This window comes from Jeotgalibacillus sp. S-D1 (assembly GCF_004358665.1).
Classification (GTDB): domain Bacteria; phylum Bacillota; class Bacilli; order Bacillales; family Jeotgalibacillaceae; genus Jeotgalibacillus.
On record NZ_SMZR01000002.1, the window covers coordinates 14907 to 37730 of the forward strand.

The following is a 22824-nucleotide window of genomic DNA, read 5'->3' on the forward strand; positions in this document are numbered from 1 at the left end:
CCCCTTACTCATTTTCGTTGAAATTTGCGTGTTTAGTATTCCATTTACCTATTGAGAAGATAACGCCTGCGATTAAAGCAGCTGCAGCAACTGCAACACCGCCGTACAAAGTAAATGCATTCGCATATCCCTCATAGTTGCCTGTATCCGTATCAAATTCCTGAAGAATATTGAGTTTTAATAATCCAAACATCATATAGCCAAGGACAACTGGTGTGATGAAGCCAAGACAAATCTTCCACCAGCCGCCCAGATGTATATCGGATGTAAGGTTGGCATGCGATTGCAGTGCATTCGTTTTTCGAAGAATCCATGCAACCATAATGACTTCAACAAGACCCACCGCAGCAACACCAAATTGGTTGATGTAATAGTCGGCAAGATCAAGGAAGTAAAGTCCGCCCTGAGTTGCAAAAAGAATTGAAATGGTGGCAGCAAGTCCACCACCGATAATAACCGCTTTATTGCGGGATACGCCGAATTTCTCCGTCACACCTGCCACATAAGTTTCTGTAATTGACATTAATGAAGTCAACCCTGCAAGTGTAAGTGATAAGAAGAACAAGGCCCCGAAGAAGCCGTTAAACCCAGGGAATTGATTAATAATTTGCGGAAATACCACAAAAGCAAGTCCCACTCCGGCAGTCGCTACTTCATCTACTGGTACCGATAGCTGTGTAGCCATGAAGCCCAAAGCTGCAAACACCCCTATACCTGCAAGCAGTTCAAAACCCGAGTTTGCAAAACCGGTTATAAAGGCATTATTTGTAATATCTGATTTCTTCGGTAAATAACTTGAATAAGTGATCATAATAGCAAAAGCAATCGATAAACTAAAGAAGATATGACCATAAGCTGCCACCCAAACCGATGGATTCATGATCTGTTCAAAATTCGGTTCGAAGAATGCATTAAGTCCGGCTGCAGCCCCCGGAAGAGTAACCGCCCGAATTACAATGATTAAAAATAAAATGACGAGTGTCGGAATAAAAATACGATTTGCAATTTCAATTCCTTTTTTCACACCTTTAAGCAAAATACCAAGTGTGATGACCCATACGAGAATTAATGGAAGGAATACACCCCATACAATTCCTCCTGTTTCCCCTGGAGTTTCCCCAAGCTGCAGAAATGTTCCAAATAAAAACCCTTCTGTATCTTCACCCCAAGCCTGATTGAATGAAAACACAGTATAACGCATGGCCCAAGCAATAATAACAGCATAGTAAGTTGAGATGACAAAAGCGACAAATACTCCCCACCAGCCAAGCCATTCTGCCTTTTTACCGCTCATACGGAAAAAGGATAATGGTGCAGATCCGCGATACTTATGTCCAATTGTAAATTCCATGATAAGAATTGGTATCCCTGCGGTTAAAAGTGCAAATAAATACGGTATTAAAAAAGCTCCTCCTCCGTTTTCATAAGCCACGTAAGGAAAGCGCCAAATATTGCCCAGCCCAACTGCTGATCCGACCGCTGCTAAAATAAAACCCGCCCGAGTCCCCCATTGTTGACGTTTCATGAATTTACCCCCCTCATATACTTCCTTTTTAAACTGGAAGTTTTTATATATTCAGATTATTTACCATAATCTAAAATTAGTATAGCACTTGGTGCCTAAATGTAAAAGAACTATTTCGAAAAATTCTGATATTATATTAAAATATAAATTGTTAAACAGATAACCCTGTTTTTAATGCTTTCGTATTGTATGGAAAGTATCCTTAAAATACCTTATGCACCAATGTATAAAGAAAATAATAATTCTAAAGACCTACTATAGTGCAAGCTAAATCTGCTCTTTGACGTCAAAAAAAATTAAAAGAATTCATACCCAATCAACAAAAAAAGCTGCCGTTTCAACGGCAGCTTTACTTTAAGGCATATCTTTTTACTTTTCTTCTAATCCTTCATGAGCCGATACGACTCTTGCTTTTTCAGGTTCTCTTCCCATAATAAGGGCGAACGCTACAAGCAATACTATAACAAGCCCGAGTGCAAGCCATGTATTGTTCGTAAAACCAAGAAGGATATAGCCTGCTCCAGCAATAACTGCTCCAGTCAGAGCATATGGTACCTGGGTAATCACATGGTCAATATGATTACTTCCCGCCCCTGTAGAAGATAAAATAGTCGTATCAGAAATCGGGGAACAATGATCTCCGAATACAGATCCAGCCAATACAGCTGCTAATGCAGGCAATAGCAGACTGATATCAGTGCTTGCTGCTATATCTCCTGCAATCGGCAGCAGAATGCCAAATGATCCCCATGATGTACCGGTTGAAAAAGCCATAATTCCGGCAACTACAAATAGTAAAACCGGCAGCCAGGCAATATTAATATTTGCAGCTGTGACAACGCCAGCAAGATATTCACCTGTCGCAAGGTCGCCGATTAATCCGACAATCATCCATGCAAATACAAGAATATAAATAGCTGGAAGCATTGATTTAATACCTTCTTTTAATGCCAGCATAAATTCTTTTCCGCCAATTTTACTTGAACGGTTAATTTGACGAATAAAAAATACAATTGAGACCGCCAGTCCGAATAAAGCACCGTATACAAGCGATTTAGCCACATCTGTATATTCGAACATTTGCAATAGTGAAGCGGCATTTCCAGTTTCCTCACGGTAGAGCTGACTGCCTGTCCACATCATGGCTGAGACCGTCCCGACCACAAGAGCAACAATCGGCCAGATCAGGTCGCCGACAGTTCCATGGCTGCTGGTAGGAAGATCATTTTTTAACTCTCCGGGAATATCTTTTGTTTCATCGTATACTTTTCCAGTTTCAATCGCACGGTCTTCATGTTTCTTCATTTGACCAAAATCGATTCCTCTAAAAGCAACAATAAAGACAATCCCAAGTGCCGCCCATACATATAAATTCATTGGAACCATTTGTATGAAAGCAGAAAATGCCGTGTATTCAGTAATAGCATGCGTGGATAATATTCCTCCAAGAACCGCTATAATATAAGCGCCCCAGCTTGAAACCGGCGACACGACACATACAGGTGCAGCTGTTGAATCAATCAGGTAAGCCAGTTTGGCACGGGAAATTCTGTGACGGTCAGTAAGCGGCCTTGCTACTTGTCCGACTGCCAGGCTGTTAAAGTAATCATCGATAAAAATGATGATACCAAGACAAGCTGTTAATACTTGTGCACCTGCACGTGTTTTCACACGTTTCATTGCCCAATCTCCAAACGCCTTCGTTCCTCCTGATACATTAATAAATGCTGTGATAACACCAAGAATGATTAAGAATAGCATGATGAAAATGTTCCACAGATTTAATTCTCCAGCAGCTCCATCTTCCCCATATGACCAGAAAACGCCGCTGAATGACAGCCACAATGTTTCCAGTGTACCGAGCGGTGAAAAGCTCACAAGAAGTAAGGCTGCTGTGACAATCCCGGCTCCTAGTGATAAAAGAACTTTCCGTGTGATTAGTACCATGATAATAGCAATAATCGGGGGTAAAAGTGATAACCATGTTCCTTCCATAATGTCCTCCTTATTCTTTGATAGGGTATCGAGGGCATATCATTTTGTACAAAAACGCAAAAAAGGGCAATGATAGAGGTCTCTACCATTACCCATTTATATAGTAATGTATGCTCCATCACGATCTGTAGCTCCTCATAACATAATAACATCATGCTATGAGAGTGTTATCTTTGTTTAAGATAACCCCAATGATACTACCTTGACAAATAGTCATCATTTCGGCAGATGTTCCTTTCGACTGTGATCTCCGTTGTCATCCTCACACAGTGTACTCTTAAAATCTGCTCCTCTACCCCATCGGATTATGATGTGGTGTTTATTCTTTTTACCATCCTATACTACCAGTCTTTTAGTTATTGATCAAGTGCTTATTCAGTGGAAATAGGTACCTCTAATGATGGTGCCATTCCTTCTCCGCCAACATTGTAAATTTCAGGAACCTGTCCTCTGATTAATCCCATTGCGACCGGTATATCCTGTTCAATTGTGGTCACTTTTGTCGCAAAAGGAACGATGATTTGCACATTAACCGTTATGTGAATACTCACTTCTACAAACGCATTGTTTATCCCGAATTCACGAATATTTGATTTAACATTGGACATGACACTTCCTACCGCCTGAAAACGGACTGGAATTCTAGGTCCCAGATTTCCAAGTAAAGCATTTCCTGTTGCCTGTCCTAATGGAACCGTATAAACAATACCTTCCATATCCTCCGATTCTTCCAAGTCTATATCAAGCTCGGTTAAAGAACGAAGAACACTTAAATCTCCCCGTTCAATCGCTCGTAAGTGTTCCTGCACAAGTTCTGTCGTTTCAACCTGAACGCGATTTATAATTTCTGTATTAAATTGGGTTGTGACCATTTCAGCTGAGTCGGTTGGTACATTTTCAATAATTTCATTTATATCCATAACATTTGCGATTTCTTTATTTACTGCTTTATTAATAACAAGTGCACCAATTTTCTTTGTCTGAAATTCAGCATAGCTGATAAGCGTTGGCTTTACCCCTGCATTAATTACCCATAATCCTAATATTGTAAAGCCAATAAATAAAATTATGGAGATAAACCAGACATATCGTATAGGCATAGGGCTGATCGTTCGACTTTTCCATTTCACAAAAAAACGCCCTCCTTCGCTTAAGTCTATGCGAAGAAATGGACGAGTTTCCTTTATTGTGTTCAAGTTTATTAATTTTAAGAAAAAGGAATTATGAATCGCTTGTCAGTGAGGTATTATGCACTGCCTCCAGCTGGTTTAATTTCTGCTGTAAGACGTCCCGTAGAAATTCAGGCATAAAATATTTTTTATTCGCCCGCTGCATTTCAGGGAAAAAGTAGCCAAAGGTAAACATATCCACGGTGGCCACCTTATACTTTTTGCCAGCAATAATTTCCTGACCGTTGACTTTATATTGATGACCATTGCAACTGATGTTTTTGTAAATAAATGTTCCCAAAATGGTGCCTCTGAAACCGAGCCCTTTTATCACACTGGTTGGCCATTCCGCATTTTGAGATTGCCGCAGCACTTCTTTCAGCTGACTGCCCGAAAGTTCTACAATACAAGGATTAATTGGATGAGGCAAAATGCGGTGCAGATCGAACTCTGTCACCGGACCTGCAGGCAGAGCATCCAACAATAACCCTCCTGTCAGCAGGGCACAGTCTGCGCTGCACCAATCCATCAAAGCGTCTCCCAGCAATGAAGACAAGGGGGAATTAGATTGTAAGGGGTCATGCAATAAAGGCTTCGGCAGCGTGGCTACTACGGAAGAAAGCAGCTCTTTTCCTTTCAACTGCCAGTTCTCAATCTGCTGATGCTCATCTGCTGCAGGGGGCAGCGTGCTGGTATCAATCAGCCTGGCAGTTTTTTTGGATATTCTTTTATCAGCATGATCAAACTCGATCTTAACCTGTCCTGTATACATGCCGTATTTTCCAGCTGCAGCAAGCAGTGACTTTCCATGAAGCTGCCCATTTTCAAGGATATGATGAGTATGTCCACCCATAATCACATCAATATCTTCACATTCTTCGGCTACCCATTCATCTTCCCGAATTCCTAAATGGGATAAAAAAAGAATAATATCCACTTTTTCCTTTAACACCCGAACCTGCGCTTTTAATTCATCTTTCGCCGAGGTGACGTGCCAGTCAAGGCGTTCATAAAAAGCTGGATATTCAGCGGTAACTGCCACAATGCCTATTTTTGTCCCTTTAGCGGTCGTTTTGATATATGCAGGATATGCCCAGTGAGGACGATTACCCTGTCCTGTAAAAAGGTTGGCGACGACAACCGGGAAATTAGCTTCATTATATAGCGAATCAAGATCCTCATGGGAGAAAGTAATGCCTTCGTTATTTCCGATTGTCACTGCATCATAACCGACTTCATTTAGCAGCTGTACGTTTTCTTTCCCTCTTGACCCTTCTGTCAACGGATGGGAACGATCTGCATGATCACCAATATCAAAAAGAAATACAGCCTCTCCTTTTTCTTCATGGTGTTTTTTTTGAGCAAGTAGATAATCTCGAATTCTTGGCCAGTTTTCAAAATGGCTATGAAGATCATTGGTGTGATAAAGATAAATCGTTTCGATCATTCGGAGAAACTCCTCCTTTTCTGCAGTTACACAATTCCTTCTATTATTGAACGTATACCAATTAAAATTAGTATGATGCGCAGCACTAATACCAGCCTGTCAGACTGTAAACGATTATTAATCCATGCCCCAAGTTTAGCACCAAACCATGCACCCGGCGCCAAAGCAAGCACATACAGCCAGTTGACGTTGCCCAGAAGTATATGGGAAACAGATCCGGTTAAGGAAGATAAAAAGACCATCAGCATCGACGTTCCCACTGCTACATGAGGTGGGAACAGAAAAGCTATGATCATTAACGGCACCATTACAGAGCCTCCTCCAATTCCAAAAAGCCCTGAAGCAAACCCGACTGAAAAAGCAGCAAGAACTCCTATAACAGGCGGGAACCCATATTGAAATTGCGTTCCATGCGGATCGGTGAAATGCCGTTGATATGATGCACGTTTAAATCGCTCAATTGGTTTAATTCTATTACGAATCATGAGAATAAACGATAAAAAAATCATAAAAAATCCAAAAAACAGATGAAATGAATCAAGCGTTAATGATTTGTTTACCCAGGAACCAACAATCGTGCCAGGGCCGCTCCCTGCAAAAAAGATTAACCCGCTTTTGATATCCACTGTTTTTCTTTTCATATATGCCAATGTGGAGGAAAGACCTGTAAAAATCATCACCACAAGCGAAATCCCTACAGCTGTTTGAGGAGTTATACCTGTGAGAAGCCCTGCTGAAGGACCAAAAAATAAGAGAGCAGGAACAACAATTACTCCTCCTCCCAGACCGATCAAAGAGCCTACGACTCCAGCTGTCAATCCAATTACTACTAAAACTGCCCATTCCATTCACTTTCATCTCCATCTGTTAAAATAAATCCAGCTGCCTCGGTGCCAATTCATGATACTCAATACCCAATAGCCGGATAAATTGTTTTGCATTTTGGGCAGCATGTCCGCCAGAATTATTGTTGAACACCACGTAAACATCTTTTGACTGTTCATCGAGCTGTTTAATAATTCTGGTTAATTCGATTAATTCCTGTTCATTGTAATTATATAAATAGCGTACCTCGCGCCAATTTGATTCATTGCCTTTACTTGTCCATCCGTGCACATTTCGTCCATGAAAACGTACAAGCGTCGCTTCTTTATTTGAAGCGACCGGCACTATCGGGATGGAGCCTTCTCCTGCCTGCGGCTCATCACAGATGCTGTGAATACAGTTGTTGTCTTTCAAAAAAGACAGGGTCCTGTCTTTTAACTCCGGGGTGTACCATGTAAAATTGCGAAATTCCACTGCAAGCGGTAAGTCAGGTAAATGCTCTATACAGTATCTTAAATAATCAACATTTTCCTTTTGACAATCAAACCATGGCGGGAACTGAAGAAGCACCATTCCCAGTTTGCCGCTTTTAATCATTGGCTCAAGCGACGCAATAAATGCACGAAACATTCCTTCTGCTGACTCAAAAGGAATTTTGCCGCGCTGATGTCCGGTCATTCCCTGATAAGCCTTGACGATAAATTGAAAGGAATCAGGTGTTTCATTTACCCATTTTTCCATATTTTTTTGAGGCTGAATGGCATAAAAAGAAGAATCCAGTTCAACGATCGGAAAATGACCAGCGTAGTCTTTTAGTTTGTCCCGTTTTGAGGATTCCTCCTGATAAACATCAGGATGATCTCCCCAGCCTGTTAGCCCGATATAGATCATCTCATCACCCGCTATTATGTATAAGTACCTTCATTGTATCATAATGCATTGAAAGAAAAAGCCAGTAGACAGCTTGGTTTTATCAGGCAGACAAAGAGGCAATCATGTGAGACGACAAAAAATACACCTTTCATAAGAAAGATGTATTTTCAGCACTTAACTATACCATTCTCAACTTTATCTGTGCTGATCGATAAGAATAGGATTGCCATCCGGGTCTTCAATTGTAAAACTTGCAGGACCTTCACTTGTTTTATCTGCTTCAGTCAGCAGCTTCATGCCTTTGGCTTGCAATTTCTTCTGAAGGTCGCGAATGTCAGTAAACGAATCCAGCTCTTCAGCACTTTGATTCCATCCGGGGTTAAAGGTCAATATATTCTTTTCGAACATTCCTTGAAACAGGCCGATTACGCAGTCCTTGTTTTTCATAATAAGCCAATGTTGATTCATATCCCCTCCCAGCACCTCAAATCCCAGGTTTTCGTAAAAAGATTTTGATTTGGAGATGTCTTTAACTGTTAAGCTTACAGAAAATGCGCCCAGGTTCATATTTCCTCCTCATAAAAAATTATTTACCTAATACTTTCAATGCGAACCCTTTAATTCCCTTCCTGACAATTTGATTAAGCGAAAATGAATGTAATAAGAAAAAGCTCCTCTCAGAATATGAAAGAAGCTTCCTTTTTATTAGAAATGAATACATCTGTTAATGGATTCGTTCCACTTCATACCCTTTTTCTTCAAGCTCACTTGGTACACTTGGATCAATCACAACATGAGCTGAACCGATAATAACGAAGTAGGTCTGCCCATCATCCATTTGGAGGATCTCATCAAGCTTGTTCGCCATATTTACATTACGGTTATCATTCAATTGTTGTTGATACTCTACACCATAACTTCCAAGGCCTTCTGACAGCTGATCAACAAAAGCATCAGTATCATTATGAATCCAACTATATCCTAACTGGTTCAACGAGTTATCGATATCCTCAAAGGCCTCTACAGTATGTTCTAACATTTGTACTTGTGTTTCCATACTGTTGCCACTTAAAACATCATATTGCATTTCAATGCTTTCTAATTCAACAATCTCTTTATTGTCCTCTAAAGAACGTTGAAGAAAATATAAATCAACGCCATACTCTGGTGCTAACTCACTTTGCTCATTACTCAGTTCGCCTAACAACGTTCCTATAAACCACGGCTGAAAATCATCATAATCTTCTAACATCATATCGTTCTCTTCAAATATATCTGATAGCTTGGTATAAGACTCCTCCGATAAAACGTCTTGCAGATTCGTGTCATCCTCAAATAATGCCATATCATTAATTTCTTCTTCATTCACTTCCGCTTCAAACATATTAATTTCCGGAAGTACAACATCTGAACTCTCATAAGCTTCTTCAATTTCAGGAACAAGAGGATAAAAGTCTTCGTGACCCAAGTGAATGGTTCCCTGTACGTATATGGTTGTTTCACCATGAACAACTTTCCATAAAAATCCCCCTTCACCTTCATAGTCCAGACCCGTTCCACTTGCTTCCTGATCGGTATCTTGCCCCGTTGATCCTTCATTTTGTTCTGGTTCATTGTTATTGTCTGAACAACCAGCTACTAAAAGCATTAGTAACAAACAAAATATGCCCATTAGTCGTTTTAGCATTAATCTTCACCCTTTCTTGAAATTTGACCGTTATTCATTTTTTCTGACTCCATTTATTATTCCAATTGTTCGTTTGCATTGATAAACAATGAATTAATTTTCACCCCAAGTACTAGTCTCGATGTCTATTAACCAATGTTTCCGTAACATAAGGGCCCGTTCTGTACCAGCAAGAGCCGCTGCAATACCTATCGCAAAATTAGCCCAAATTGATAGGTTGATTGGAGAGTCAAATGTCCCAATATTTTCGGTAACCCATGGAATGTCAGAAATGGTTTCTATTAATTGGCTTAACCCTAAGGCAATTGAAATTAATAAGGTTACGATAGCGATCAGTCCAATAAATACGCTAATCTTTGGAAATCGTTTATGCACCCACCATCGAAAACCTCTAATCGAACGTTTTTCCGGATATACTGAAAAACTGTCTTCTTCATCAGTAATATAATGAATGCCGCTAATTCCGCTTGAAGTTGTCGTTACTTCAATTACGCCATGATCTGTTGGCAGCACGGCTGGAAGCTTGGAGTATGCAACATGCCTGCCCTCCCGGTATAGATCAACCCTCGGCTCTTCAGTAAAATATCTGGATTTTAGTGCATATTTTGTTGTTTTTCCATTTCTATCATTTATTATTTTTATATGAAATAATGAGTGTGTGAACATATTCCATATTCGGTACTTTTTTAAAAGATGACCATCGCCCTCCTTAACTTTTTTCATTTTTCTATGGCGTTTGCTTTTCAATATAGAATTGATCATATTTAAGGATCTCCTCCCTACATTATGTTGGTAACACGGGGCCTTAAAAGCTTCTGTATATTATTCTTAAATATAAAATTTGTTGATTGAGTATTTTTAATACTGATCAATTAATCAGTTTTTAAGTAAAAAAAATTATATTACTTCGAAACAATGAATGTTTACTATTTACGAGTGCAAAGAAAGTATTGCACTCGTTATGCATCAACTTATAAAGGAGAGCTATTTAATCATTTTTAAAACGTTCTTCTTCACCTTTTCGCTGTAATCTTCAAACCTTACATCGTTTTCATTTTGAGGTAAGGACATTGAAAGTGAAATTGCCCCTCGAATAATCATTGCTACTACTTTACTATCGAAGTCATTAAATTCTTTAGATTGTTGTCCTTTGATTAAGATCTCTTCTAACAGAACATTTAACTCTTCTTCAGGATTCATTTCTACCCTAAAATAAGGAACATTGTTTGGTGTGCGGACATTAAAAACAATTTCTAATAATGCAGTGATATTTTCGCGTTTCGTGCCCCGATAGGCTATGCCCTCTTCTATAAAAGCCATTAATTTTCCCGTATACGTTTGTTCTTTTTCAACTTTTTCCTTAATAGAGGCTTTCTCGTGTTCGGCCAAATAAAGTAAAGTATTATTCATCAAATCTTCCTTACCTGAGAAATGATATGAGATTAGTCCTGTACTCGTTTTAGCTTTACTGGCGATTTTAGAAAGGCTCGTGTTTATATAGCCATAGTCTCTTAATACCTCTATAGCAGCTTTAATAATTTGTTCTTTGCGTGCATCGGCGATTAAATATTGTTTGTTTTTCATTATTTACCTGCCTTTAAATGTTTGATTATTGATTGTTTGTTTTTTATTTTGATTGATTGATCAGTTTTTATTATAAACTGATCTTTTATTCCTGTCAAGGCACATATCAGTGGACATGGTTTGCTCCAATAACACTTTATAAAGGTTTACAGGTTTGACACTAATTCACACACAAAAAAGCCTTGGTATATTCCTTATATACCAAGGCTTTTGAGGGTTTATCCGATTGAACCTTCCATCTCGAACTTGATCAGGCGGTTCATTTCAACTGCGTATTCCATTGGAAGTTCTTTTGTAAATGGCTCAATGAAGCCCATTACAATCATTTCAGTTGCTTCTTCTTCAGAAATTCCGCGGCTCATAAGATAGAACAGCTGCTCTTCAGATACTTTTGAAACCTTCGCTTCATGTTCCAGAGAGATATTGTCGTTCAGGATCTCATTGTACGGAATTGTATCAGAAGTAGACTGGTTATCCATAATTAGTGTATCGCACTCGATGTTAGAACGTGCACCGTGTGCTTTTCGTCCAAAGTGAACAATCCCGCGGTACGTTACTTTACCGCCTTGTTTTGAAATGGATTTAGACACAATCGTTGAAGAGGTATTTGGCGCAAGGTGATGCATTTTAGCTCCTGCATCCTGATGCTGTCCTTTACCTGCTAATGCGATTGACAGGGTCATACCGCGAGCGCCTTCTCCGCGAAGGATAACGGCTGGATATTTCATAGTCAGTTTTGAACCGATGTTTCCATCAACCCATTCCATTGTTGCATTAGCATCACAGACTGCACGTTTCGTTACCAGGTTGAACACATTGTTCGCCCAGTTTTGAATCGTCGTATAACGGCAGTAAGCGTCTTTTTTGATAATGATTTCTACAACTGCACTATGAAGCGAGTTTGTAGTGTAAACAGGTGCTGTACAGCCTTCCACGTAGTGAACGCTTGAGCCTTCGTCCGCGATAATCAGTGTACGTTCGAACTGACCCATATTCTCAGAGTTAATGCGGAAGTAAGCTTGAAGTGGTGTATCAACTTTTACGCCTTTTGGTACGTAAATGAATGATCCACCAGACCATACGGCCGAATTAAGTGCTGAGAATTTATTATCTGAAGATGGGATTACAGTTCCCCAGTGCTCTTTGAAAATTTCTTCGTTTTCACGCAGCGCAGAGTCTGTGTCTTTAAACACAATTCCCATATTCGTTAGTTCTTCTTTCATATTGTGATACACAACTTCAGATTCGTACTGTGCAGATACACCAGCCAGATACTTTTGCTCTGCTTCAGGAATTCCCAGTTTATCAAACGTACGCTTGATTTCTTCAGGAACCTCATCCCAGCTGCGCTCACTTTTTTCAGATGGCTTAACATAGTAAGTGATTTCATCGAAATTCAACCCACTCATGTCGCCTCCCCATTGTGGCATAGGCATGCTGTAGAATTGCTCTAATGCTTTCAAACGGTAGTCAAGCATCCACTGTGGTTCACTCTTCATGCGTGAGATTTCTTCAACAATCTCTTTTGTGAGTCCACGCTTTGAACGGAAGATTGAAACGTCTTTATCGTGGAAGCCATATTTATAATCGCCCACATCCGGCATCTTTTTCGCCATGGTGATTCCTCCTTTTTGGAATGAGCTGTAGAAAAATATTTCTTCAGCCTTTGTTTTATCCAGTTTCAGGCGCCAGCTGCTCGAGTCATAAATCTCGCTGTCACAGCTGAACGAGCGCCTTCCGCTTTTATTCTTCCTCTTTAACACCTTTTTCCATTGCTTTCCATGCAAGGGTTGCACATTTGATTCGTGCCGGGAATTTCGCTACGCCTTGCAGCGCTTCAATATCACCGAGGTCGATCGAATCATCGTACTCCTTGCCAAGCATCATATCTGAAAAAATCCCTGACATATTTAACGCAGTGTCAACCGTTTGTCCCTTGATCACTTGTGTCATCATAGAAGCAGAAGCCATTGAAATGGAACATCCTTCACCATCGAATTTCGCTTCTTTCACTAAGCCATCCTCAACGTCAAGCGTTAAATGAATGCGATCTCCGCAAGTAGGATTGTTCATATCAATTGTAACACTTCCATCTTCAATTGCACCCTTATTGCGAGGGTTTTTATAATGATCCATGATCACTTGGCGGTACAAGGTATCTAAGTTATTAAAAGACATCGCTAAAATACTCCTTTGTTTTCACAAGTCCGGCAATGAGACGATCAATGTCTTCTTCCGTATTGTACAAATAGAAGCTGGCACGGGCTGTAGATGAAACATTTAACCATTTCATCAGCGGCTGTGCACAGTGATGACCTGCCCGAATAGCAATCCCCTCTGAATCCAGCACAGTTGCCAAATCATGAGGATGAACATCTGATAGATTAAACGTCACAAGACCTGCTCGTTTACCAGGATCTTTTGGACCGTAAATGGTCATTCCTTCAATCGAAGACATCTTATCCATCGCATAAGCTGCTAAATGGTGTTCATGTTTTTCAATTTCATCCAGACCAATTGCCTCCAAAAAGTCAATCGCTGCTCCTAAACCAATGGCGCCAGCAATAATCGGTGTTCCGCCTTCAAATTTCCAAGGCAGCTCTTTCCATGTTGATTCCTGTAAGCCTACAAAATCAATCATTTCCCCGCCGAATTCAACTGGTTCCATTTTGTTTAACAGCGCCTTTTTACCATATAAAACGCCGATTCCGGTAGGAGCGCCCATTTTGTGACCGGAAAAAGCAAAGAAATCGCAATTAAGATCCTGTACGTCTACTTTCATATGAGGCGCTGCCTGGGCTCCATCAACCACCATCACTGCACCATTCTCATGCGCAATTTGGGTGATCTCTTTGATGGGATTCATTGTTCCAAGTACATTGGATACCATCATAATGGATACAATTTTCGTTTGAGGTGTAACGGTATTGCGGACATCCTCAAGCGACAGCGTCCCATCCGCCTGCAGCGGAACATACTTTAGTGTGGCGCCGGTTTCTTTAGCGAGCTGTTGCCATGGAATAATATTGCTATGGTGCTCCATATGAGTGATGACAATTTCATCGCCTTCACCTACATTTGCACTGCCATAGCTTGAAGCAACGGTGTTAATGGCAGTGGTCGTGCCGCGCATGAAAATAACTTCTTCCGAAGAGGAAGCATTGATAAAGTTTTTGACTTTTTCACGTGCACCTTCATAACCATCTGTTGCTTTTGTTCCAAGTGTATGAACACCCCGGTGCACATTCGCATTGTACCCATGGTAGTATTCACTTAAAGATTGGATCACAGACAGCGGCTTCTGAGAAGTCGCTGCGCTATCCAGATAAACCAGTGGATGACCATTAACTTCTTGATCCAGGATCGGAAACTGTCTGCGGATCTCATTTACATTCATTATTGAACTTTCCTTTCGATAACCTCGCTAAGCAGTCTTTTAACTCCTTCAATTGGAAGCTTTGTGACCACTGGCGCAAGGAATCCGTGTATGACTAAACGCTCTGCTTCATGCTGCGAAATCCCTCTGCTCATCAAATAGTAAAGCTGCATTGGGTCAACACGTCCTACTGAAGCAGCGTGCCCTGCCGTAACATCGTCTTCATCAATTAAAAGAATTGGATTGGCATCTCCACGGGCTTTTTCGCTAAGCATAAGAACGCGTGATTCCTGTTCTGCATTTGCTTTTGTCGCACCGTATTCAATTTTACCAATTCCGTTAAAGATTGATGAAGCTGCATCTTTCATTACGCCATGCTTTAGGATATAACCCTCTGAGTTTTTGCCCCAGTGAGTAATATTAGTCGTAAAGTTCTGCTTTTGATTACCACGGCCTACAACCACCATTTTGGTATCACCATATGAATTGTCTCCAATTAATTTAGTAATATTTTCAGAAATGGTATTGCCGTCATTCATCATGCCTAATGCCCATTCAATGCGGGAATCGCGTCCTGCAGTTCCCCGGCGGTTTACGTATGTTGTTGTACCGGCAGATAAATTATCCACTGCACCATACACCACACGTGCGTTTTGCTTAGCGATTACTTCAGAAACAATATTAACAACTGATTCCTGAACCGCGTCTGTTGCAAGGTACGACTCAACGTATGTGACAGAACTATTATCATCCGCTACCACTAAAACGTGGTTGAATAATGTAGCGTCTGTATCATCATGAACGTATACTGCTTGGATTGGTTCAGCTATTTCAACATTTTTCGGCACATACAAAAATGCTCCGCCGTTAACTAATGCTGCATGCAAAGCAGTAAGCTTGTGCTCATCAACTTTTACAGCCTCTGTCATAAAGTATTTCTCAACCAGCTCAGGATACTCCTTTGCTGCCGTTAATAGATCCATGAAAATAACACCCTGCTCCTTCAGCTCCTCTGAAAGCGTAAGGAAAGCCGGTGTGTTATTGCGCTGCACATAAAGATTTTGCTGTGTTTCCACATCAATTAATGATTTGATGCTTTCAGGCATATCTTCCAATGAGCTGTAAATATCGCTGTCTACTGTATGTTTAGCAAACTGCGTAAAATTCCACTTAGTAATTTTGGTTTTGTCCGGCTTCGGTAATGGAAGGTCATCCGCTTTGGCAAGAGCGTCCAATCGAAGGGACGACAGCCAGCCTGGCTCTCCATTTTTCTGAGAGAATGCCTCAACAGCTTGCTGATCAACCGGCAAATTCGTTTTTGTCGTCATATTCATCCTCCTAACGATTACGCTTCTTGACCGACAGTTTCGTCTTCAATTCCCAATTCCTGTTTGATCCAATCATAACCTTCTGTTTCTAAACGACGGGCCAGTTCAAATCCACCCGATTTTACGATGCGCCCTTGCATCATAACATGAACAAAATCCGGTTCAATATAATTTAACAGACGTTGGTAATGTGTGATAATCAGGCAGCCAAAGTCTTCACTGCGCATTTGATTTATTCCTTTTGATACAACTTTTAATGCATCTATATCAAGACCTGAATCGATTTCATCCAGGATACCAAATTCTGGTTTAATCATCATCATTTGAAGAATCTCATTACGTTTCTTTTCTCCGCCTGAGAAACCTTCATTTAAATAACGCTGTGCCATGTTTTGATCCATTTCAAGGAAGTCCATATTTTTATCAAGCTCTTTGATAAATTTCATCAATGAGATTTCCTGGCCTTCTTCACGGCGTGCGTTTATAGCAGAACGAAGGAAATCAGCATTTGTTACACCCGTAATTTCACTTGGGTACTGCATTGCAAGGAAAAGACCGGCTAATGCCCGCTCATCAACTTCCATCTCCAGCACGTTTTCTCCATTCAGGAGAACTTCGCCTTTTGTCACTTCAAATTTAGGGTGTCCCATAATTGCGGAAGCAAGTGTCGACTTCCCTGTTCCATTTGGTCCCATAATGACATGAATTTTACCGCTATCAAGTTCAAGGTTTACACCTTTTAATATCTCCTTGCCTTCAATTTCAACATGAAGATCTTTAATTACTAATGTTGAAGCCATAGCCCAATTACCTCCGTTTATAAACAATTTTGAAATGGAATAACCATTCTCAATTTATTCTCATTCTAATCTTATAACAAATTAAAACTAGAATCAAATCCTACTGACGTTAATTATAACCGTAAGAAAGTCATAAAATAAATATATAGCCCAGCATTGGCTAAACTAGAAAAAAAGCCAGTGTAATAACACTGACTCATTCAATACTCTCTATTATATATTACCGTGCAGTTTGCTATCAAGGTCTGCAATTAATTGCTGCCCTTTTTTGTAGTCTTCTTCTCTTTTCATTTCTACATCCATTCGTACTTCATGCTTTCTCATGTACGTTTCGTAACCAACCCCATGAGAACCCTGCATTGCTTTTTCCATCTCACCTGTGTACTCCATATTGATCTTATGGATAATGAATCATTCCTTTTCGATTTTTTCCGTGGCATGCTTTCATGTACACATGGTGTTTACCCAGCCATTTTTACATTAAACCCAATTATCTGGATTTTTTAATTTGGTGCGTTTTCTTGTTCAAATGCATTCAGCGTCCATTCAACTTCAGTTGCTGCCTGCGCCATAACCGCTCCTGCCTGAACAGCTGCACTAACTGCTGCTACTTCGCGGATTTGAGCCGGTGTGATGTCATGATCCACACAGCCTGTCACATGATAATGCACGCAATACTCATCCTGTGTAGCCAAACTGACCCCAAGAGCAATGAGCTGCTTTTCTTTTTGGGAAAGTTCTCCCGGTTTAAAGCACTCCTCCGTGAAGGTATGGTATGTTTTCATAATGTTTGGCATCTTGCTGCTTAACTCACCAATTGCTTCTTTTAATGTAAATACATCTTCGTCATGAATATGCTCTTCCATTTCTACACCTCTTTTATTTGTGGTGGTAATAGTATGAGCAGGAAACCATAAGCCATTCCCAATTTTTAAGAATGGATTCTCCAGCATAAAAGAAGGCTATAAAGGAGACCGGTTCATTTCCGCTGCAGGCGGCGCTTTCCGCGGGGCGGGGGTGAGCCACTTTGATGCTGCGCATCTTCAGTGTCTCACCTTTCCCGCTGCATCCCGCAGGAGTCGCCACCTTCTGCTGCAATGAACCTATGTTTGATCCCTTATTGGCTGATCAAAAAAATATCCAGAATAGATAAAAAAAGGCTCTCACGAATTTTTTTCGTAAGAGCCTTCTTTTGTGGTTTTGTCCCATCTTTATTTAGCTGTTATTCACCGGATACAGGAATAACCGAGCCTTCATAACGTTCTTCAATAAAGCTTTGGATTTTTTCTGAACGCAGCACTTCAACAAGCTTTTTAATGGCCTCAGAATCCTCGTCACCTTTATTAACGGTAATAATATTGCCATATGGTGAATCCTGGCTTTCAAGAGCAATAGAATCATTTACCGGACTGATGCCTGCATCGATTGCGTAATTGGAGTTAATTACAACAGCATCCCCTTCATTATTCTCATAAAGCTGCACGAGAAGTGAAGCTTCATAATCTGCTTCGAATTGCAGGTTTTTAGGATTTTCTACAATGTCATCAAATGTAGCTGTCACTTTGTCGGCTTCCGGATCCAGCTTTATCAGGCCTTCTTTTTCAAATAATGAAAGAATACGCCCGTGCTCTCCAACCGCATTTCTCATTAAAATGGTTGCTCCATCCGGAAGTTCATCCAGTGAATCATATTTTTGAGAGTATACAGCGATCGGCTCAACATGTATCGCCCCGGCGCTGACGAAATCATAGTCATTTCCTTCTTCAGCCAAAACAGAATCTAAATATGGAATGTGCTGAAAATAGTTTGCATCAATCTCACCGGAATCCAAATCTGTGTTTGGCAGAATATAGTCCTGATAAGTCTCAATTTTCAAATCTATTCCCTCTTCTAATAATAATGGCTGTGCTTCTTCCAAGATTTCACCGTGGGGTACATTTGAAGCACCCACTGTCACCTCAATCGGATTTTCCGGATCTAATTGACCATCAAGTGAAGCTTCCTCATCTGAAGATCCGCAAGCTGCCAAAACCAAAATACTTGCTGCTGAAACTGCTCCTGTTAACCACTTTTTCATATCCATATCTCCCTTAAGTAATGTATTTTTACCGTTTATCCAGGCGATTTGTAAAGAAATCACCTATAAACTGAATGACAAACACAATGAGTAAAATAATAATTGTTGCCGCTAACGTTACATCATCTCTGCTTCGCTGGAAACCATCCAGGAAAGCCAGATTCCCAAGCCCTCCGGCACCAATAACACCTGCCATTGCCGTATACCCGACAAGAGCAATGGCTGTAACGGTAATTCCTGAAACAAGCGCAGGTTTTGATTCGGCGAGAAGCACCTTGAATATAATTGTCGTCATACTTGCACCCATTGAGCGGGCTGCTTCTATTACGCCTTTATCAATTTCACGCAGGGCAATTTCAACCATTCGTGCATAAAACGGTGCTGCACCGATAATCAGTGCCGGAAGAGCAGCGTTTGCCCCCCGAATTGTATCCAGTAAAAATCGGGTAAATGGAATTAACAGTACAATTAAGATTATGAAAGGAATCGACCTGAAAATATTGACGAGCACACTTGTAATGGCATAAACACCTCTATTTTCCCAGATGTTTCCTTTCGAAGTTAGGAATAGCAGAAGGCCAAGCAAGATTCCTAAAACTGCTGTAATGGCAACTGAAATTGCGGTCATGTAGACCGTTTCATAAGTTGCTTCAAACATCGTATCCCAATTCACGTTTGGAAAAAATTGTTCAATCATTGGTGATCACCTCCACACCGACCGAGGCTTTTTCTAAATACTCAACTGCCTGTTTAACTTCTGGCACATCACCGCGGAGGTGCAGGAATAACGTTCCATAGGCACCATTTTGCGTGTGGGAAATCTTGCCCTGAAGAATATTCACATTGATATTGAAGGAACGGATAAGGGTGGTAATCAGCGGCTGCTCAGCAGACTCGCCAACAAATGCCAGCTTCACCACAAGCCCGTCTTCGTAGTCATTTAATAGATGCTCAATCGTTTCCTTCGTTTCTTCAGGCTCTGTAACCTGCTGGACAAACCGTTTTGTGATCGGTTCTTTTGGCTGCTTAAAAATGTCGAGCACATTACCCAGTTCCACTACCCGGCCTTCTTCCATCACTGCCACACGATGACAAATTTTACGTATTACATGCATTTCGTGGGTGATCAAAACGATCGTCAGGCCCAGTCGCTTGTTGATATCCACAAGCAGCTCCAAGATGGAATCTGTTGTCTGCGGGTCAAGTGCTGAAGTAGCTTCATCACAAAGCAGCACCTCCGGATCGTTTGCCAGCGCCCGTGCAATGCCTACACGCTGCTTTTGCCCTCCGCTTAGCTGGGATGGGTAAGCATCACCTCGGCCATCAAGTCCGACAAGCTTGATTAGCTCCTCAACCTTTTTTTCTCTGGTGTTTTTTCTTACCCCAGCAATTTCCAGTGGGAATGAGATGTTTTCACGAACCGTCCGGGACCACAGCAAATTAAAATGCTGAAAGATCATGCTGATTTTTTGTCTTGCCTTGCGGAGCTCTCCAGAAGAAATACCGGAGATTACTTTTCCATTCACATCCACTGTTCCGGAAGTCGGCAGTTCAAGTCCATTCAGCATTCGGATTAACGTGCTTTTTCCGGCGCCGCTATAGCCAATGACGCCAAATATCTCACCTTCTTTAATTGTTAAACTGACATCATCAACCGCTGTTAATGAGCCATTTTTTGTTTTAAACAGCTTTTTTGCATTTGAGATGGTAATCACGCCATCACCTTCTTTCTGTGTCCTGTTTGTAGAAAATAAAAAACGCCTTTCTGCTAAATGAGCAGAAAGGCGCGGAAAAACAATGTCCCTTCTCTCATCTTCCAGGAAATCTTCCTGTGTGAATTGGCACCTTACAATCTACTAAAGATTGCCGGTTGCCGGGTTTCATCGGGCACATCCCTCCACCGCTCTAAATAAGAGTTTTGAAATATGAAATTTATAAACGCTTGCTTTTTGTTTATGCAATGCGTTTTTTAGGTACGAGAGTCATAGTATCATGGTTATAAAATTTATGTCAACAAAAAATATTCGATTATCTTTTTGTCTGAGCTCACCTTTAGGAAAATAAGGTATTTCCGTAAAATTATATTTACCATAAATCTTATTATTCACCTGTAACTTCAGGGTTTCTTTGTATAATAAGCTCAGCCGTTTTCCATAAATCCGGAAGGAAATCGAGCACTTTTTGTTTTCTATTGTGAATATCATTAGATGACGTAATGCCAAGATCCGTAACGGCATCTTCAAATGCCGGAAAGAAGGAACGCTGCATCTGAGAAGAAGCATCAGCTTCCAGAATTTTATGGCAGCGGGCGAATGTAGCCACGATCCAAAACATCGCTTCTCTGTGAAGGCCCAAATCAATCATTTTCAGGCTGCCATCTATTGCAATCGGTCTTGCCTGGACGGTAATGTCACTGCTGAAGAAAAACGGTGTACGCGCTGACTTTGCAGCAGCATCAAAGGTTTTTGCGAGCTGTTTTACATGATGTTCTGCACGGTGTGGCGGCAGCGCATGGCTGCCGAGCAATGTTAGCAGCTCGTTATAAAGACCCGCTTCTTTATACTGGAAAAGCACATCCCGTGCAGCGGGGTACCGCAGACGAACTGTAGGATTTTGATGGGCCGCAGCAAGAACAACATGCGTTGTTATACCTGTTGGAAACAGCCATCCTGTTACTCTATCATGAAACGGAGCAGCGGAATCGACCGTATTCATGCCAGCTCTGATTTTATTGACCGCATCTTGACAACGAGCGGTTGTCCATGTTTTTTGCTTGAAGCTGCCTGATACCTTTTTTTGCAGCACCCCCAATTCACCAGAGGGATCCGAAATAATGGTATCTGTTCGAAAAGAATTCGCTAAATGATAGGAGTGTTGAACCGATTCAATTGAACATAGCTGATTCCATGAAAAATAAGTAATCTCAAGCAGCACACCCTTATATTCAAACTTTCCCAGTTTTAAAGGCGGCTCCTCATGCGTTGTGACAATAACGATATCCACATCCGAATGGTTTGAAAGCTCCGCCTCGCTGCTCTTTCCAACGGTTGAACCAGTAAAATAAGCTCCTTTAAACCAGGGTTTCAAACAGGCATGCTCTTGCACCCATTGTTTTCCTGCTGCCCTGGCAGATGCTATTCGCACTTACAACACCCCCTATTCATTTTCACTGCAGATCAATAACAAAAAAGCCACCGGCATAACAAATGGCTTGTTACAGGTGACTTTGCATTTTCTCAAACAAATTTGGCACTGACTCAAACTTATACGTTTTGTCAACCAGTTCTCCATTTTTCCAAATTAACAGGCAGGGGACACTTTCAACTTGATAGTCCTCTGCAAGCGATTCTGAAAAGTTTAAATCTGCTTTCCCTATTTTATAGCCTGAAACGGTTGCAGCTGTAATATCAAGCATTCTTCCAGCCAGCTTACAGGTACCGCACATCGGTGTATATAAATAAAGGGCTGTGTGTGTTTCATTATCAAGATTATCCTGCAAAAGCTCCAAGTTCCATTCATTGATCATTTATAAATTCATCCTTTTTTCCAAAAACTCTGTATGGATATCGATATTTGCACTTAACAATAAGGAGGCTAAATGGTTAGAGGGAGATGTCGCCACCTCTCGATAGGCACGATCAATATACAAATGCTCTGCATCAGGAAATTCCCGTTTAAACTGCTTACGGAGTTTTTCACCCGCTTCATCTGCGTCAACCAGAATATAGACATCCCGATTTGACAGCTGATCAATTAATTCATCCATTCTGTTAAAGCTGATGGTTCCATTAGTACAAATGATTTCAACCGATTCACGAATGATCGGTTTTACTTTTCGTTTATCCGAGGTACCTTCAACTATGATGACCTTATCGCTCCCATCATCCATTGCCAATCACACCCTATCATTCATAATAATCAAGTGCAAAATAAAATTTCGAACCTTTGATTAAAGTAGTATATGATGCTTCTTTTATTTTCGCTTGTTTCTTTTAATAATGCAAATAACTAAAACGATTATACCGATAAACCTTTGCCAGGCGTACACCTAGCATTCACTTCCCTCCTGCAGGTTAATCACTTTATTCATCGCAGAAAGAATAAAAAAGCTGCCGCCTGTTATCGGCAGCAGCTTAAC

General features: G+C 40.8%; 23 protein-coding genes and 2 riboswitches. All 23 genes read right to left on the minus strand.

Features of this window, described 5'->3' with window-relative positions; all coding sequences use genetic code 11:
- Positions 1-4: 4 nt before the first annotated feature.
- The 23 genes from E2R51_RS07185 to E2R51_RS07290 all read right to left on the minus strand — a co-directional run bounded on the left by E2R51_RS07185 (position 5) and on the right by E2R51_RS07290 (position 22575).
- Positions 5-1525, minus strand: coding sequence for a sodium-dependent transporter (locus E2R51_RS07185; protein ID WP_133376386.1), 1521 nt, complete (start codon positions 1523-1525; stop codon positions 5-7).
- A 369-nt stretch (positions 1526-1894) separates the two neighbouring features.
- Positions 1895-3520, minus strand: a complete 1626-nt coding sequence (locus E2R51_RS07190) for a Na+/H+ antiporter NhaC family protein (protein WP_133376387.1) — start codon at positions 3518-3520, stop codon at positions 1895-1897.
- A 120-nt stretch (positions 3521-3640) separates the two neighbouring features.
- A riboswitch (Lysine riboswitch) is annotated at positions 3641-3823 on the minus strand.
- Between the two features lie 68 nt (positions 3824-3891).
- Positions 3892-4650 carry a sporulation protein YunB gene (gene yunB, locus E2R51_RS07195; RefSeq protein ID WP_240732996.1) on the minus strand — a complete coding sequence of 253 codons (759 nt, stop codon included), beginning with the start codon at positions 4648-4650 and terminating at the stop codon, positions 3892-3894.
- A gap of 91 nt (positions 4651-4741) precedes the next feature.
- The gene (locus E2R51_RS07200; RefSeq protein WP_133376388.1) at positions 4742-6136 is read right to left on the minus strand and encodes a bifunctional metallophosphatase/5'-nucleotidase; all 1395 of its coding nucleotides are present in this window, start codon (positions 6134-6136) and stop codon (positions 4742-4744) included.
- 26 nt (positions 6137-6162) lie between these two features.
- Entirely contained in the window at positions 6163-6984 is an 822-nt protein-coding gene (locus tag E2R51_RS07205) for a sulfite exporter TauE/SafE family protein (protein ID WP_133376389.1), read from the minus strand.
- A gap of 19 nt (positions 6985-7003) precedes the next feature.
- A complete protein-coding gene (locus E2R51_RS07210; protein WP_133376390.1) occupies positions 7004-7852 on the minus strand; it encodes a DUF72 domain-containing protein in 849 nt (282 codons plus the stop codon).
- A gap of 177 nt (positions 7853-8029) precedes the next feature.
- Entirely contained in the window at positions 8030-8401 is a 372-nt protein-coding gene (locus E2R51_RS07215; protein WP_133376391.1) for a VOC family protein, read from the minus strand.
- Between the two features lie 157 nt (positions 8402-8558).
- A complete protein-coding gene (locus E2R51_RS07220; protein ID WP_240732997.1) occupies positions 8559-9521 on the minus strand; it encodes a TraB/GumN family protein in 963 nt (320 codons plus the stop codon).
- 93 nt (positions 9522-9614) lie between these two features.
- Complete coding sequence (locus E2R51_RS07225) at positions 9615-10283, minus strand: hypothetical protein (protein ID WP_133376392.1); 669 nt, start codon at positions 10281-10283, stop codon at positions 9615-9617.
- A 222-nt stretch (positions 10284-10505) separates the two neighbouring features.
- Positions 10506-11105: a TetR/AcrR family transcriptional regulator gene (locus tag E2R51_RS07230; protein WP_133376393.1), complete on the minus strand. Its 600-nt coding sequence runs from the start codon at positions 11103-11105 to the stop codon at positions 10506-10508.
- Between the two features lie 218 nt (positions 11106-11323).
- Positions 11324-12721, minus strand: coding sequence for a Fe-S cluster assembly protein SufB (gene sufB, locus E2R51_RS07235; RefSeq protein WP_133376394.1), 1398 nt, complete (start codon positions 12719-12721; stop codon positions 11324-11326).
- 127 nt (positions 12722-12848) lie between these two features.
- Positions 12849-13283, minus strand: coding sequence for a Fe-S cluster assembly sulfur transfer protein SufU (gene sufU / locus E2R51_RS07240; RefSeq protein ID WP_133376395.1), 435 nt, complete (start codon positions 13281-13283; stop codon positions 12849-12851).
- Positions 13273-14502 (minus strand): cysteine desulfurase, encoded by a 1230-nt coding sequence (locus E2R51_RS07245; protein WP_133376396.1) that lies wholly within the window; start codon positions 14500-14502, stop codon positions 13273-13275. The genes sufU and E2R51_RS07245 overlap by 11 nt, the downstream gene beginning before the upstream one ends.
- Positions 14502-15809 carry a Fe-S cluster assembly protein SufD gene (gene sufD, locus E2R51_RS07250; protein ID WP_133376397.1) on the minus strand — a complete coding sequence of 436 codons (1308 nt, stop codon included), beginning with the start codon at positions 15807-15809 and terminating at the stop codon, positions 14502-14504. The genes E2R51_RS07245 and sufD overlap by 1 nt, the downstream gene beginning before the upstream one ends.
- Positions 15810-15826: 17 nt before the next feature.
- Entirely contained in the window at positions 15827-16609 is a 783-nt protein-coding gene (gene sufC / locus E2R51_RS07255; RefSeq protein WP_133376398.1) for a Fe-S cluster assembly ATPase SufC, read from the minus strand.
- 213 nt (positions 16610-16822) lie between these two features.
- Positions 16823-16981 (minus strand): YuzK family famiily protein, encoded by a 159-nt coding sequence (locus E2R51_RS19760; protein ID WP_165967162.1) that lies wholly within the window; start codon positions 16979-16981, stop codon positions 16823-16825.
- A gap of 131 nt (positions 16982-17112) precedes the next feature.
- On the minus strand, positions 17113-17475 hold the full coding sequence (locus E2R51_RS07260; RefSeq protein WP_133376399.1) for a carboxymuconolactone decarboxylase family protein: 363 nt from the start codon (positions 17473-17475) through the stop codon (positions 17113-17115).
- 356 nt (positions 17476-17831) lie between these two features.
- Positions 17832-18686, minus strand: coding sequence for a MetQ/NlpA family ABC transporter substrate-binding protein (locus tag E2R51_RS07265; protein WP_133376400.1), 855 nt, complete (start codon positions 18684-18686; stop codon positions 17832-17834).
- A 28-nt stretch (positions 18687-18714) separates the two neighbouring features.
- Positions 18715-19383: a methionine ABC transporter permease gene (locus tag E2R51_RS07270; protein WP_133376401.1), complete on the minus strand. Its 669-nt coding sequence runs from the start codon at positions 19381-19383 to the stop codon at positions 18715-18717.
- A complete protein-coding gene (locus E2R51_RS07275; RefSeq protein ID WP_133376402.1) occupies positions 19376-20401 on the minus strand; it encodes a methionine ABC transporter ATP-binding protein in 1026 nt (341 codons plus the stop codon). Before E2R51_RS07275 ends, E2R51_RS07270 begins: the two co-directional genes overlap by 8 nt.
- 91 nt (positions 20402-20492) lie before the next feature.
- Positions 20493-20602, minus strand: a riboswitch (SAM riboswitch).
- Between the two features lie 184 nt (positions 20603-20786).
- Positions 20787-21830, minus strand: a complete 1044-nt coding sequence (locus E2R51_RS07280) for a hypothetical protein (RefSeq protein WP_133376403.1) — start codon at positions 21828-21830, stop codon at positions 20787-20789.
- 70 nt (positions 21831-21900) lie between these two features.
- Positions 21901-22212: a thioredoxin family protein gene (locus E2R51_RS07285; protein ID WP_133376404.1), complete on the minus strand. Its 312-nt coding sequence runs from the start codon at positions 22210-22212 to the stop codon at positions 21901-21903.
- Positions 22213-22575 carry a toprim domain-containing protein gene (locus E2R51_RS07290; RefSeq protein ID WP_133376405.1) on the minus strand — a complete coding sequence of 121 codons (363 nt, stop codon included), beginning with the start codon at positions 22573-22575 and terminating at the stop codon, positions 22213-22215.
- Between the last annotated feature and the right edge of the window lie 249 nt (positions 22576-22824).